This window comes from Mucilaginibacter glaciei (assembly GCF_014773245.1).
Lineage (GTDB): Bacteria > Bacteroidota > Bacteroidia > Sphingobacteriales > Sphingobacteriaceae > Mucilaginibacter > Mucilaginibacter glaciei.
Genome location: NZ_JACWMX010000003.1, coordinates 112,484 through 127,510 on the forward strand (window position 1 = coordinate 112,484; position 15,027 = coordinate 127,510).

A 15,027-nucleotide genomic window follows, 5' to 3' on the forward strand; every position below is an offset into this window, starting at 1 on the left:
AAAAGCGTTCATGAACATCATGAGCGCTTTTTTTGTAGGTTGGTAATTGAATTTTTCGTCTAAAACAATCGATATAGAACTTAAATTGTCTTTAAAAATCACTCCTTATCCTTTGGCCGGTATTTGGCTTCGTTTAATATTTTTTGGGCGTCGTTATCGGTCATTAGTTGCGGCAAGGTAACATTTGGATGTTTTTCCATGTATTGTTTTACAATTTGCCAGCCGGTCCACACCGCCAGTTTCGGTGCCGATTCATTATCCGCGCCAAGCCCCGGCGTAAAGGGGGCTTCGTTTAAGTATTTCTGGATCTTCTGATAATCTGTTTCATACAACAAGTTCTCCTCTAAAAAGTAGCGCCAAATATTGCCTTTGTAATCATCGCACCATTTGATCTGTTTAGCGGTAAAACCTATCTTGGTCGAGTCGGCCAGATCAGGCAGTACCTGGTCCATAAAATACATGATCTTGCCATTGTACACCATTTTACTTAGCAACGATTTATTCTCGTCGGGTTCCGGGAACATATCTTCGCGTGCTATGCCTTCAATAACGCGGGGTGTGATATTATCAGGGGTAAAGCGGCGGGAGATATACATCGGGAAGGTTTCTACCAATGCCGGCGATTTATAAAACCGGGAGTCGGCGCCTAAAAACAAGTCTAACCCAACTGCGAAGTACCCGTCTCCCAATGATACTTGTGCCTGAAAGCCCGATATGTAGGCATAAATCCGTGGCAATTTTTTTTCCGGGTAATAATATTTAATCCTGCGGAACGCATCGGTTAGTTCGGCATCTTGCTTATTAGTATTGGGATAAAGGGCATCCACGTCATGTTTCAGGTCGCTGTAGGCCGTACCGGCAAAAACATCGCGCAGGTTTTTATAATAATTGGTATCGGCTGTGCTGCCTAATTTGATTACCCTTTCAATAAAATCGTTGTAAAACACACCATACTCTTTTTGTAAAATAGCTATTTGAGGGGTAATGGGTTTAGTTTTAAGCTGGTTAAAGTCATGGTCAAAACGTTCAATCTTCACATCAACAGCTATATTGCTTACATCAACTTTGTTTTTGTGGCTGCATGCTGTAAATAACAGGCAGGTGTAAAAACTTAAGAAGATTAGTATTGTTTTTGGGGAATAAGACATCATTTATAACGTTTTAGCAAAAATAATTTTTTTATTTGCATTACGCGTAAGCATTACTTGTTGTATACCCATGAAGATCGCATTAGCCCAGCTTAATTACCATATAGGCAACTTTGAATCAAACACCAACAAAATCATAGCCCATATCCATGAGGCAAAGGAAAAAGGTGCCGACCTGGTTGTTTTTTCGGAATTATGTGTTTGCGGTTACCCCGCACGTGATTTCCTGGAATTCAGGGAGTTTATCAACCTTTGCGAAGAAGCCGCTAATAAAATTGCGGAGGAGTGCGTAGGCATTGCCTGTATAATAGGATTGCCTACACCTAACAATAACCCCGAAGGAAAGGACCTTAACAACTCCGCCTACTTTATTGAAGATGGTAAGGTAAAGGCTATCGTTAATAAAGCACTTTTACCCAACTACGACGTATTTGATGAGTACCGCTATTTTGAACCGTCGACATCGTTTAACTGTATTAATTTCAAGGGTAAACGTATTGCCCTTACTATTTGCGAGGATCTGTGGAACACCATCGAAAACCCCTTGTACATAACAAGGCCTATGGACGTGCTTATGAAGCAAAATCCCGATGTGATGATCAATATCGCTGCGTCGCCATTTGCTTATAATCACGATGAAGAACGCATAGATATTTTAAGCGACAATGCCAGCCGTTATAATTTGCCGCTGTTTTATGTAAACCATGTAGGTGCGCAAACCGAACTAATTTTTGATGGCGGCAGTTTGGTGTTTGACAATCAAGGTAAACTGGCCGATGAAATGCCCTATTTTGTTGAGCGCATGGCTTATTACACGCTTGATGATAATGCACAGATCAGCTTTGATCATACCTCAACTATTAAGCCCGGGCGAGAAAGTAATATTGAGCAGATACACCAAGGTTTGATATTGGGCATTCGCGATTACTTTTATAAGTCGGGCTTTAAGCAGGCCATTTTAGGCTTATCCGGCGGGATAGATTCTGCCGTGGTTTGTGCCTTAGCTGCCGAAGCACTTGGCGCGGAAAACGTAATGGCGGTGCTGCTGCCGTCCAAATTCTCCAGTGACCATTCTATAAAGGATGCAGAGGATCTTGTTACTAACTTAGGCTGTATGAGCCAAACAGTGGCTATCGCTAAAATAACCGATGCCGTTGAAGAGCAATTACACCCTCAGTTTGAAAATCTGCCGTTTAACATTGCCGAAGAGAATATTCAATCGCGTAGTAGAGCGGTAGTGCTCATGGCCATGTGTAATAAGTTTGGGTATATTTTGCTGAACACATCCAACAAAAGCGAAGCTGCCGTAGGCTACGGTACTTTATATGGTGATATGTGCGGTGGCATTTCTGTTTTGGGGGATGTTTACAAGACCCAGGTTTTTGAACTGGCAAGGCATATCAATAAAGATAAGGAAATCATCCCGATCAATTCTATCATTAAACCACCATCTGCCGAATTGCGGCCCGGCCAAAAGGATTCTGACTCGTTACCGGAGTATGATATTTTAGATAAAATTATAGAGGAATATGTGGAGCACCGATGCTCGTCGGCAGAGATTGTTAAACTGGGATACGACGCGCCTACCGTGCAACGGGTGATCCGTTTGATTAACCTGGCCGAGCATAAACGCTACCAAACCCCGCCTATTTTAAGGGTGTCGCCAAAGGCTTTTGGTATGGGCAGGCGTATGCCAATTGTGGGTAAATATTTGTCGTAAAATTAATTTTTACATTTAATACTTTTTTGGTTAAACCTTTGTTCAATAGGTGGTCTAAGACTATATAATTTATTCCTCACGCATCATGAAAAAATATATTCACTTAATGCTGGCAGTAGTTTTGGTTTCGGCACTGTCGGCCTGCAGCAGCTATAATTATTATACTGCCGCTGCAAATAAAACCAACCTCACACAATATAAAACATTTGCCTGGGCTGCGCAGCGTAAAAACCCCAATAAACAATGGCGCCCTTTAGATGAGATTGGAAACGGGAAAATACAAGAAGCCACTAAAGTTGCACTGCAGCAAAAGGGGCTGGTATTAGAGCAGCAAAATCCTGATCTGTTAGTGAGTTATGCTGCGGTTACCGGAAAGGGTACCAAAACCGAATTCTACTCGCCTTACTACGGTGGCTGGGGTTATGGCTTCGGTTACGGTGGTTTTTATCGCCCGTGGGGATTTGGTTTTGGATATAGTCCGTTTTATGGCGGTTATGGTTTCGGTGGCTATGGTTTCGGTGGAGGCTACGGCCAAAAAGTGCACTATAAAGAAGGAACCATAATTATCGACCTGATAGATACCAGAACCAACACCATTGTGTGGCGTGGTTATGGTGTAGGCGAATTAACCAACCCTAAGCAAACTATGCGTGAGATTCCTAAAGTTGTTGAAGGCATCATCAAACAGCTGGAGCTGGCACCTGTCGCAAAAAAATCATAATGATAATACCCGTGTAAACGGGATGTAGGATAACAAAGCCACTTCATTTAACTGAGAGTGGCTTTTTGCTTTTTATACAGTTGATAAGCGCCAAATATAGCAGCTGCTAATACTAAAACGTAAACCCATGTATCTAAGGGTACCTGGCATGTAGGGTCATCCTCGTCGATAGGTATATCTGGGTTGTTTGGGTCGACCGCACATTGGCTGAACGCGTTAAGGCTAATCAGCAACAGGAGCATTATGATGAGGGAACATTTTTCTATCCTTGCCATATCCTTTAATTTTTAATGAATTTGGTGGTGGCTAATTTTTTATTGGTGGTAGTTTCAAAAACGTCAATGATGTATACGCCCGGCTGAAGGCCGGTAACATTTTGCTGAAATTGTTGTGCGGCGGAAAAATTGCCCTTCCTGATTATCTTGCCGTTAGCGTTCACGATATGCAGCTCGACCGGCGCAATAACACTTTTTGTGATAATCACATTAATGCTTTCACTTGCCGGGTTAGGGTAAACCATTATGCCACCGGTAATAGCAGGTTTAGCTATGGCTGACGGTTTTGTTATCGTCAACAGATCTGAGTAGGTAACTACATCGGCAACATCCGCTTGCTTAATGCGGTAAATGTTGTCAATGCCCAGGTCGGCGTTATCATCATTGTAAGTATAGCCCCCCTTGTTTGCAGATTGAATGGTAGCGAGCGTTACAAAACTATTGCCGCCGTCTGTACTCTTTTGTACGCTAAAGGTTACCACATCGCTTTCGTTTTGTGTTTCCCAATCAAGCTGAATACTGTTTGGTGTTTTATTGCCCGTTAACCGTACAAATTTGTAAGGCCCTGTAACATCGGTATGCACCACCAACGAAAAGCGGTTTGCGCCATAAGTAGTTGGATCTGCCCGGTTAATGTTGAAATTATAAGTAGGATGGGCGGTAATTTCGAGCGAATCTTTCGTAAAGGCATCTTTTAAAAAGATGCGGTAGTGGCTGTCAATGGTTTCTGCCCCTGTAAATTGTATCTGATAAATACCTGTAGAAGAAGCTTCGGCGTATAGGCTTACCGATTTTATGGTACGCAAACTGCCCATATTATTGATAACACAAGGGCTACCATCGGCGGTGTTGCTGTACATGAAAATGAGTTGGCTTGGCGCAGTAAGGTAAACAACGTCCTCATTTTCATTAAGGTTGTTGCTGGAGGCTTCTTTGAAGTTGATGAGGGTTTCGTTGTACAAAATACTGTCTTGTACCAGTTTTATTCTTAACGAAGGGTTTTTAAGGGCAATTGAAAATACGGTAGGGATATTCGCCACCGCCGGATAGGCTACCTTGGCCGCTTCCTTAAATGTTACCGTTGCAGAGGAATTTGTGGCTTTCACAAAAAAGCCTTCTCCCGATAAGGCATACCGACTGCCGCCATTCAATGCCGAACCGTCTATATTACTGGCACCGCTGCCCGTTCCTGATAATTGATAGGTGCCGAAACCAAGCCCGTTTACGTTATTTAACGTGTAAATTGTGGGCCGGGTACCCGCCATATTGGTAAGAACTATCTTTTCAAGATCAATAGTAGAGGGGTAGGGGTTGCCAACCAGGTTAAAACCATTCTTATTGCCCGGGTTATTTGTAAACGATAGCGCAGACGAAAAAGAGGTAACTGTTTGTATGTTACTTGGCGCAACAGCCGTATTTTTAATATTATAATAAGTGGCTGCCGAAGTAAATACCGGCCTTTGCACCAATACATCGCCGGTAACAATTTTACCCGTAAACCTTATCGTAGTATTATTTGGATTGGGATATGGCGGTATAAATGAATTGCCTGATGTATTACCAGCCTGTGTGAGTACTCTGTCGCCTCTAAAAAAGAACAGGACGCCGTTTCCCATCGGGATATACTCGTTGATACTCGCCCATCCCTTGTAATCGCTGCCGATAACGTTCCTCGTGGTTGGGTCTATGTCCGATTCCTTATAAACCAAGGGGGCCGAATTATTATTTGGTGACGCATCGAACCCATTATTATTCACAGCTCCCGTGGTAAAGCTGGAGTTACCCGGGCCTGATACTAAGGTTGTTTTTATCGGCTCGATAAAGTCATAGCTGTCAATAGCGCCCGGCGACTGTGAAGAGACCGGAGCGGAGAGCAAGCGGTAACCCCGCCGGTTAGCCCCGCCGGGGATATAACGCTCCGCGAAAACGTTACCTGTAACTGTACCGCTGCCCGCATAAGTGGGTACCGAAGCCGTTAATGTAGCTGTGCTTTTTAGAGTAAGTGCACCGTTGCCAGCATTATCAATAGCCAAACCACCGGCTGTTAAGGTTAATGTATTGTAAACATCAAGTGGCCCGCCGGTTATCCTCACAATTCCCGATGAAGCTGTGTTATTTACTATAAAACTGCCAAATTGGGCGGTGCCGGCCGTATTTGTGCCGGTATATAGCTGCGGGGTGAATGTTCCGTTCCAGGCAATGGTTGATGTATTAGCTACTGCGGCTGTATTCATAGTGCCGCTGTTGTATACATTACAACCCACAGTTAATGTAAACGTACCTAGATTTAAGCTGGAGCCGGATGCAATAGTTACCCCATAATAAGCCCCATTAGCCGTTAATATAGGCTTATTGGTTACACTCGGGATATTTAGACTGGCGGTGCCATCTGAAGGCGGGGCAGCGGATGCAACCGGGTTGCCCGATGCTGGAGTGCGCCAATTACCTGCAACGTTTACATCGGTGCTTGTTGTGCCTGTCCAGGTGTAAACAATTGATCCGCCTATAGCCGCAGCGTTTGCAACATTGCCTACTATGGTACCTGTACTGGTAGTAAAGGTCAGATAGTTTAACTGATTAAAATACTCGGCCTTTATCCAATCACCTGTTTTGGCAGTATTCGATATCCGGGCTTCGTCAATAATTCCATTAAACCACCAATTAAAACCGCCCTCGCCTACACCGATGTACAGCGGGTTTAATGAACTTGGCGACGTGTTTGTTGTCAATACTTTGTTAGCAATACCGTCAGTATACGTGCGTAGCGTATTATCGGTAGTATTAAATACGCCCTGTACATAATGCCAGCCGGTAGTGGTAAAGGCAGGGGCGGCAGGTGTGCTGGTTCTGTTTATTTGTGGCGATTCGGCTTCTATTGTATTATCAGTATAAACCCCCAGTTTATATCCACCGCTGGCACTACCGGTAGCTATTTGGTTGGTCATGATCTTTTGATCGATGCCGGTAGCGTTTAGTTTGATCCATGCCGATAGCGTAAACGAAGAAGAAATGTTTACTGCATTGGCGGCTACCCGCGTATTGGTGCCGTTAAAAGTGTAGGCGTTGCTACCAATAATACCTGTTGTGTTGCTTGCAGCCGTAAGGTTACTGGTTGTACCGGTATGCAGGTTGGCGGTTGCATCGGCAGTGGTGCTACCTGCTGCCGCGGCTTCGCTAAAGTGGTAAACAGCCTGGTAGTCGGTTGGCCAGGTGGCATTACCAAAACTGGTGTTGTGCGCCGGTATTAATGATCCGAAATAGAAGGTTAAGTTAGTGGTAGTTGTATTTAAAACAGGTACTTGTACCCAGGCAAGCAAAGTGCCTGTGCTGGCGTCAAAGCTTTCTACCTGGTAAAATAACTCGTTAGTGCCGCCAACTGCAGTAAAGGCAAAGTCGTAACCGTTTGTACCCCCTGTTGGGAATTTAACGTTAGTGGCACAATTAACGCCCGATTTAAGCGCATCTTCTTTGATATAAACCAGTACCGGAAAATTGCTAACCGCTCCAACCATGCCCGCCCCCGTTTCATTTAAAGTAATAGATTGACTAAATGCGTAATTGCCCGACGCTACTGTTTTAGTAACCGTAACGGTTTGAGTGGCGGTACTTGTACACCCACCGGCATTGGTTGCCGTAACTGTGATCAGTTTTGCTCCAGCTGTAGCCCATGATACAGAAAAAGGCCCGTTGCCGGTACCGGTAGCAGGCGTGCCGCCTGAAAAATCCCAACTGTAAGTTAAACCGGCCACGGGTGTAAGAGTTATAGTGGCATTAGCACCTGTAGCAACCGTTGACGTAGCAGTGAACACAGGTGTGGCGGGAGAGGTGCTGGCAGTAATTGTTACCGCTGTACGAAAGCTTTCAAAAGTGCCAGATTTATAACTAACGTAATAAGTGGTATTTGCGGTGACAACCGGAGTTATAATTGTACTGCCACTGGTAGATGATAGCAAAGTACCGCCTGCCGACGCCGTATAGAGATTGTATGTGCCTCCTGCTGGCAATCCACCAGATACAGATATGGTCGCTGGGCTGCCTATACAAGTTGCCGGGGCGGTTGCGCTTGGTGCGGCCGGCACAATAACAATAGCGGTTGAAGTGCTTATTGGAGTTTGTGGAACTACCGTAAACGTGTAGCTCATGGTAGCCGTAAGCGTATAGTTACCAATGGCTAACGTAGATGTGTTGAATGAGCCCGTGTACGAACCACCTGTGCCCGTTACAGCACTAAGTGGCGGTAATGTATAAACTACACTGGTAACAAACCCAATACCCGGATTTGCATTTGCGCTTACGGGGATAGGAGTGCCCACACCATAAGTGGCCGGGTTAGTTGCGGGCGAAGTTATGGTGATACTTTGTGCATTGCCATGTATGCAAATGCCCAAGAATAAGCCAAGGAGAATAACTATTCTTAAGTAGGACTTTACGATTGAACTGCACTCATCGGGTGGTAAAAGCATGTAAGCATTGTATATCTTCGATACACAAGTTACAAACCGAGGGGAGCGCACAACCCCACGCTCTACTGTTAGTTTTAAATAATACTAATAAATATTTGGCCTGAAAAAGGAAATGCCTTGTAACTAACTGTTAATTTGTTAATTACAAGGCATAATTAATGCTGTTTAAAATTATGCTGCTAACGCTTTATTATTTTTATAAAGCCTGTAAGCGCCAAAGATAAGTGCAGCAACAACTAATACATAAACCCAGGTATCAAGTGGGACAGGGCATGCCCCAACATCTTCTGGATCTGCATCTCCGCCGCAAGGGTTAGGATCAATATCACCTTGAGCTAATGCAAAAGAAATATTAAGAATCACTATTGAAATTGTAAACAAAATCTTTTTAATTATACTCATTTAGTGTTATAGCTTGATGAATTTATTATTGCCTACAATTTCTTTTGTCAGATTATTTATTAATTGAACAAAATAAGTTCCGGGCTTTAAGCCGGCAATATTGTCTCGCCAAGTTAATTGTGTGGATGTTGCAGTTTTAACAACCCTTCCCACACCATCTGTGATTTTTATAGTATAGCTTGGAGTAATTGTTAAAGGCGCATTAATAGCGACGTTTATGATGTCTGCAGTAGGATTTGGATATACGCTTAACATATTATTGATAACGTTTCCCGATGTATTTGAATACATTAAAGTTGCTATTTTCGAATAAGTGACCGTTCCGTCGAAGTCTTCTTCTTTCAAGCGGTATTGGTTCAGCCCTATAATTGGCGAATTGTCCAGGAAGTAATAATTTCCTAAATTGTTTGATTTTACATCTCCTAAAACTTCAAACGTTTTGCCGTTATCAATACTTCTTTCAACCACAAACTTGGTGTAGTCAAATTCGTTCTCGGTGGTCCATGCTATTTTAGCACCGCTAAGTATTTTATTAGCAGTGAAGTCGAGCATTCTCAAAATCTTATTTTGATTTTTTCGGATAATTATTTGAAACCTGTTTTTTCCAAAAGTGGCTGCGTTTGTCCTGTCTAAATTAAAGTTATAAGTAGAATGAGCTCGTAAATCTAAAGAGTCGTTTTTTAACTTGTCCATCAACCAAACATCGTATAACGAAGGTATTCCCTGTATATCGTTTAGTTGTAACTGATATATCCCGGTTACATTTCCGTTAACTGATAATGGCACAATTTGGGCATTTGTACTTGGCAATGGCATTGTGCTAACCGCTAATGCTACATCGTCTTTTGAGTAAGCAGATAAGCTTTCAAAAGCGCCACTACCACCTAAATCGATACCATCTTCTTCTTCGATATACTTTTCACTTGCACCTTTTTTGAAAGACAAAATAACGTTGTCGTGGTTGGTTGAATCTATAGCCAACCTGATTCTCATAAAGCCGCCTTTATCTGATTCAGTTGTTGAAGCACTACTTAGCAATAGATTTGTGGCGGCAGTTAATTGTGTTGTTGTTTTTGCCGCCTCTTTAAATGTAAATGTAGCAGGAGCGGTTGTTACGCGTATAAAAAATGCCTGCCCGCTGGTAATGATACCTTCGTTACTGCCACCAGTGCCGTTACCACCAGCGGTACCCCTTACGTAGGTATCATATTGATTAGTTTTTGGATTGAACTGATAAATACTTGTAGAAATAGTTCCGGTTGTTGTATAGCCTGCGCTATTATCCCAATCTATTGATGATGCGTAGGGGTTACCTGCCAGCTGCAAACCGTAAGATGCAACTGCACTAAGAGCACTACGCGTTAATGTAACTGAATTATTAGTCCAGTTTATAAGTTTAATATCACCTTGATTAAGTGTGCCTGTGTTTGAAAAAACAACATTTTCTGGCGCTACGTATGGTGAAACTATTTTTGCAGTTGTATTATTAATCCTGTCTCCTCTAAAGTAAAATAAGTAACCCATACCTGCATATAAATATGCTGTAGACGGTGTTCCTGTAACATTGAGTACAGGTGCACCAATTGCAGTTATTGGCCTAAAATTGCTGCTTGTAAAAGAAGTACTGGTGCCAGCAAAGTCTTCACGGTATAAATATAACGTTGGGTTACCAGTTGCAGTAGGCGTATTTGTACATCCCGTACAAGACGTCAAACCGGTTACAATTGCACTTAAAGGCACATACGTTAGCGAGGAAACCGGAAAAGTGGCATTTGTACCCGTAGATACAGGAGATGACATTATACGATAATTTCTGTAAGTATAGTTTCCGCGGGTAGTATTGTATGCAGGCGCGGCCGAACTTGATCCAGTTACATACCGCTGCACTTGGTAATTACCACTAAATGTAGTCGCGCTTGGAACAGGGCCGATAGTTGCCGAGCCCGATGCATCAGATTTTAAGATAAAGGTACCACTATTTGCGACCGTTCCGCTGGTTACATTTAATGCTGATGTAGATGCCATGGTAAATATGCCGGCATTTGTTAAAGCAGCACTTCCTGTCATATTTAATATTGAACCTGCGCCTAAGTTTGAAGTTAAAGCAGCATTAGTCAATGCGACAGCTCCACCGTTGATGGTTGCAACTGTATTTGCGGTGGTGGTTAAGCTATTACTAAGAGTCAGAGTTTTACTATTTAACGCCAATACGGGTGTGGCATTTCCATCAAAAGTTAATGCACCTACTGTTAAACTTGCAGATAAGATAGGTAAACGCGTATTCGCGTTAGGAATGTAAATGTTGGCTGCCGGGCTGGCTGCGTTCGGTGCGGTGGTTATAGTGTTATTATTAAGCGTTAAATAATTATTTGCAGCATTGAAGTCAGCGCTGTTTGTGCCAACCCATTTGTAAGTTGTTAAAACCGTAAAAGATACGCCGGTTATGTTGCCGGATGATGCGTATTGTTTATATGGATTTGCTTCGGTAAAAGCATTGGTAGCTGTTGATAAAGAAAAATTGAGAGGCCCTGTACCCGCATTGGTATTAGTTAGGTTGCCAAGCAAAAAATAATAAAACGTGCTGCTACCTGTATAACTATTGAAATTCTCCGTCATCCCGGTAACTGCCGTATTGGTTCCGTTAAAGGCAACTGTAGCGGTTATGGGTTGCGCATCAGAAAAATATTGGGTAGTAGATCTGTATATCTGTCCGTTTTGAAAATATGGGTTAACGCTAATGTTGCTGGGTATATCAAATTGATTGATAGTGAAAACACCATCAACCACCATCTTAAAACTGAAGAGTACGATGTTTGTTTGACCATACGAAAGCGACCCGCTGGTTATACCATTTGCCGTAAAATTATTATCGGTTGATGTGAGCGTTGGCGGCGCAATGGTAAAGGTAGTTCCTGTAATGTTAACATTCGGGCTTATGTTGGTAGTGCTTGTGGTTAGGGCGTTAGTTTGGGATGTAGCAAAGCTAAACTGCATAGTGCCGGCAGCTTGCGCCAGGGTGTTAAAGTTGTAGTTGATATCAGCAACTATAAAATAGTAGGTAGGGGTACTACCAGTTGTAATTACCTCGCTGATATTGGTGATAGATAGTGAAGCAATTGCTGACGATAAATAATTGTAAGAAAATTGTGCTCCACTAACTTGCACAGCGCCTGTAAACGTGTTTGCCGCAGTATTCTTGTACAATTTATAGCCTGTAAAATAAAATGAAGGGTTTTGACTTGAATATGTTGTGTTTATTGTAAAACTATTATAAGTATTTGCACTGCCCGAAGTAATGCCGAAACCAAATAAAACAACAGAAGTTTGGCCTGGCCTCAGCGTACCTTGTGTAATGCCGTTTGCAGACGCATTTGCATCTGTTAAACTGGCAGCAAGAACTGCAATGTTGATAGTTGTCGACGAGTTGCCGGTAATATTATTGCCGCTGGCCGTATAATTAGTGGCCGCAGATACAACAGTTGGAGTACCGCTGATGACACCGGTAGAGGTACTGAATGATAAACCTGCCGGAAGCGTTGGTGTGATTGCATATCCCCCTGCCAGGATCCTTTTAACGCCGCCGAAATTATAGTCAGAATAGTATAAGTTGCCGGATGCATCCATCGCTATAGCAGGCGGCGAATCGCCTGTAGTAGCAATCCGGTTAACCACACCTGACGGGCTGATTATGTTGATAGAGCTGCTTCCGGCGTCAGCTTCATAAATATTGCCGGATGCATCTACCACCATGTTTCGAGGCGAATTGAATGACGTATTTGCCGCAACAAAGGTTGATGGGACGGTGCTGCCCGCCGGCACCTTTAATATAGAATTGACACTATTGTTCGGGAATGCTCCGGGTACCGAAATATACATATCACCGGCGGTGTTAACAGCTACACCCCAGGGCGCATTTAAATTACTGATGTATGCAGTGCCTGCACTAGTGGCGGTGGTGGCTATCTTGTAAATCTTTCCGCCATTGGCAATCGTGCTATTTCTGTCTACCACATAGATGAAATTTCCCGTCGGGTCAAATGCTAATGCCGTAGGTTCGTCAAAACCCGTGATCTGGGTTTTAGTGCCACCTGTAGTGGTTTTAAAAATTTTACCTGTGCCTGTACTGCCGTTAATGCCTCTATCGGCAACATAGGTAGTGCCTGCCGCATCAACTATCACCCCGGCAGGGCGGGTATAAGAAATGCCTGCAGCAGTGTTTTGAGTAAAAGTAAGCGTGCCTGAAGAATTGTATACATAACAGGCTTTGTTATTTTCACTTGTTACATATATCTCACCCGTTGTTGTACGTACCGTTATGCCATTACTATTAGTGTTGTTATTAGAAGGAACATTAAGAATGCTTGTTGCAGGCCCGAAAGTGCCCACCGGGCCACCTGTATTTGAAGGCGACACTACCGGCGAAACCGCAACGTTTGTAATAAAGGTTTGCGGCGTAGTGTAAGTAATCACCGGGGCTTTCGGGTTAATGGTTAGGTTAACGTTTGCCGTGCTGCTGCCGGTCGAACTGCTGGCGGTAACCGTGTAAGTTGTAGGAATTGAAACAACCGTAGGTGTGCCTGATATAACGCCTGTTGTACTTATGCTAAGCCCGGCAGGCAATGCAGGACTTGTTGATGCGCTAATGATAGTGCCGCCACTATTGGTGGGTGTCAGGTTGCTAATTGCAACATTCGATGTGTAAATCTGTGGATTAGTATAGCTGAAAACAGGTGGATTAACAACCGCTAAATTTAAGGTTGTGGCCGAGCTGCCATTTTGGTTAAATGCAGTTATGGTATAATCTGTTGCAGGTGATAATGCTGTGGGAGTTCCCGTAATTTGCCCGTTTGTTGCGTTGAAAATTAATCCCGTAGGTAAGGCAGGGCTTATGCTGTAACCTGTAGTTATAATTTTTCTGATTAAATTGTTGCCATAATCTGCGAGAAAAATATTACCGGATGTGGGATCGAAATTCAATCCTCTTGCAGCGTTGAAAGAGGCTGCCGTACCTACACCATTTGCTGAACCGGTTGTACCAGCGACACCTGCGATGGTTGTTACCACTCCCGCGGGAGTGATAAAACGGACAGTGTTATTGCCGCTATCATTGATGTAAACATTATTTGAAATATCAACAGTTAATCCACGAGGCGTTAAAAAACTTGCTGCTGTACCCGTTCCATCAGCCGATCCTCCCGTAGTATTACCAGCAAGCGTTGTTACTACGCCAGCGGGAGTGATTTTTCTGATGAGGTTGTTATTTTGATCTGCAACATATAAGTTTCCCGAATTATCTACCGCCATCCCATTGGGTCCGTTAAAACTTGCACCGTTACCGGTACCATTTGTAGAACCAGCCGTGCCTGCTGCATTACCTGCGAAAAGCGTTACTGCGTAGGGGCTGGTAAGTGAAATTTTTCGGATTTGATTATTGAGAAAATCCGACATGTATATCGCGTTTGCGGATTGGGAATACGCAAATTCCACTGGACCATTAAATAATGCAGAAGTTCCTGTGGCATTATTGGTAGTACCGCTTGTGCCTCCCGAGTTTCCTGCAAATAAAGTTACATCGCCCGCGGCATTGATCTTTCTGATTTGATTATTACCATAATCAGCTACATATAGAGATGCCCCATCTTCAGTTATTCCATATGGGCCATTGAATAGTGCGCCAGATCCATTGCCATTTGTGCTGCCGGCAGCGCCGGTAGCACTTCCTGCAAATAGCGTTACTGCGCCGGTAGGAGTAATTCTCCTGATTTCATTGTTAACTTGGTCGGCAATATAAAGATTACCCGTAGCTGAAATGTCTACTCCGCGTGGCGAACTAAACGAGGCTGCGGTACCTGTCGCGTTAGTTCTTCCTGCTGCGCCGCTCCCTGCAAAAGTGGATACAGTGCCATATACGGCTGCAGGTACTGCACCTCCGCTATTCGTAGGCGCTATAGCCGTTGATAAGGCAACGTTTAAAGTTAACGATTGAGGAGTGGTATAACTAATGCTTGGGGCCTGCCCGTATCCCTTTCGTCCGATCAAACAGCAAAATAATACGGATAAAATTATATATCTGAGTAAAAGTTTCATCATTAATCAGGAGCTTAGGATTGAACATTGCTGCTCGCGCGCATACTGCAAAAATGGTGCAAGCAATGGGCAAACGGCAGTTTATAATTATTATTTAATATTGTGATGTTAATTACGCTAAATTTAAACAATTAGATTTTCCAAATAAAGGAATCCACGTAATTAATGTCTGCTATAAATGTGTAATTGAATACCCGATATGGGTAATTAA

7 protein-coding genes are annotated in these 15,027 nt (G+C 43.3%); 2 read left to right on the forward strand and 5 right to left on the reverse strand.

The features are described from left to right. Window positions 1-98: 98 nt before the first annotated feature. Complete coding sequence (gene gldB / locus IDJ76_RS08095) at window positions 99-1,151, reverse strand: gliding motility lipoprotein GldB (protein ID WP_191162588.1); 1,053 nt, start codon at window positions 1,149-1,151, stop codon at window positions 99-101. 67 nt (window positions 1,152-1,218) lie between these two features. Here gldB and IDJ76_RS08100 point away from each other — a divergent pair, with 67 nt between their 5' ends. Together IDJ76_RS08100 and IDJ76_RS08105 are read left to right on the forward strand one after the other, a co-directional pair. Then, entirely contained in the window at window positions 1,219-2,868 is a 1,650-nt protein-coding gene (locus IDJ76_RS08100) for an NAD+ synthase (protein ID WP_191162590.1), read from the forward strand. A gap of 85 nt (window positions 2,869-2,953) precedes the next feature. Beyond that, window positions 2,954-3,589, forward strand: coding sequence for a DUF4136 domain-containing protein (locus IDJ76_RS08105; protein ID WP_191162592.1), 636 nt, complete (start codon window positions 2,954-2,956; stop codon window positions 3,587-3,589). A gap of 47 nt (window positions 3,590-3,636) precedes the next feature. On the opposite strand, the gene IDJ76_RS08110 is transcribed toward IDJ76_RS08105, so the two are convergent. From IDJ76_RS08110 to IDJ76_RS08125, 4 genes are all read right to left on the reverse strand, one after another. Then, window positions 3,637-3,864, reverse strand: a complete 228-nt coding sequence (locus IDJ76_RS08110) for a hypothetical protein (protein WP_191162594.1) — start codon at window positions 3,862-3,864, stop codon at window positions 3,637-3,639. A gap of 5 nt (window positions 3,865-3,869) precedes the next feature. Next, entirely contained in the window at window positions 3,870-8,327 is a 4,458-nt protein-coding gene (locus IDJ76_RS08115) for an Ig-like domain-containing protein (RefSeq protein ID WP_191162596.1), read from the reverse strand. A gap of 171 nt (window positions 8,328-8,498) precedes the next feature. Continuing rightward, complete coding sequence (locus IDJ76_RS08120; RefSeq protein WP_191162599.1) at window positions 8,499-8,729, reverse strand: hypothetical protein; 231 nt, start codon at window positions 8,727-8,729, stop codon at window positions 8,499-8,501. Window positions 8,730-8,735: 6 nt separating this feature from the next. Beyond that, window positions 8,736-14,768 (reverse strand): putative Ig domain-containing protein, encoded by a 6,033-nt coding sequence (locus IDJ76_RS08125; RefSeq protein WP_191162601.1) that lies wholly within the window; start codon window positions 14,766-14,768, stop codon window positions 8,736-8,738. Between the last annotated feature and the right edge of the window lie 259 nt (window positions 14,769-15,027).

Coding starts and splice junctions, on each gene's coding strand:
- IDJ76_RS08105 (WP_191162592.1), top strand. CDS start 2,954: ATGAAAAAATATATTCACTTAATGCTGGCAGTAGTTTTGGTTTCGGCA.
- IDJ76_RS08100 (WP_191162590.1), top strand. CDS start 1,219: ATGAAGATCGCATTAGCCCAGCTTAATTACCATATAGGCAACTTTGAA.
- IDJ76_RS08110 (WP_191162594.1), bottom strand. CDS start 3,864: ATGGCAAGGATAGAAAAATGTTCCCTCATCATAATGCTCCTGTTGCTG.
- IDJ76_RS08115 (WP_191162596.1), bottom strand. CDS start 8,327: ATGCTTTTACCACCCGATGAGTGCAGTTCAATCGTAAAGTCCTACTTA.
- IDJ76_RS08120 (WP_191162599.1), bottom strand. CDS start 8,729: ATGAGTATAATTAAAAAGATTTTGTTTACAATTTCAATAGTGATTCTT.
- gldB (WP_191162588.1), bottom strand. CDS start 1,151: ATGATGTCTTATTCCCCAAAAACAATACTAATCTTCTTAAGTTTTTAC.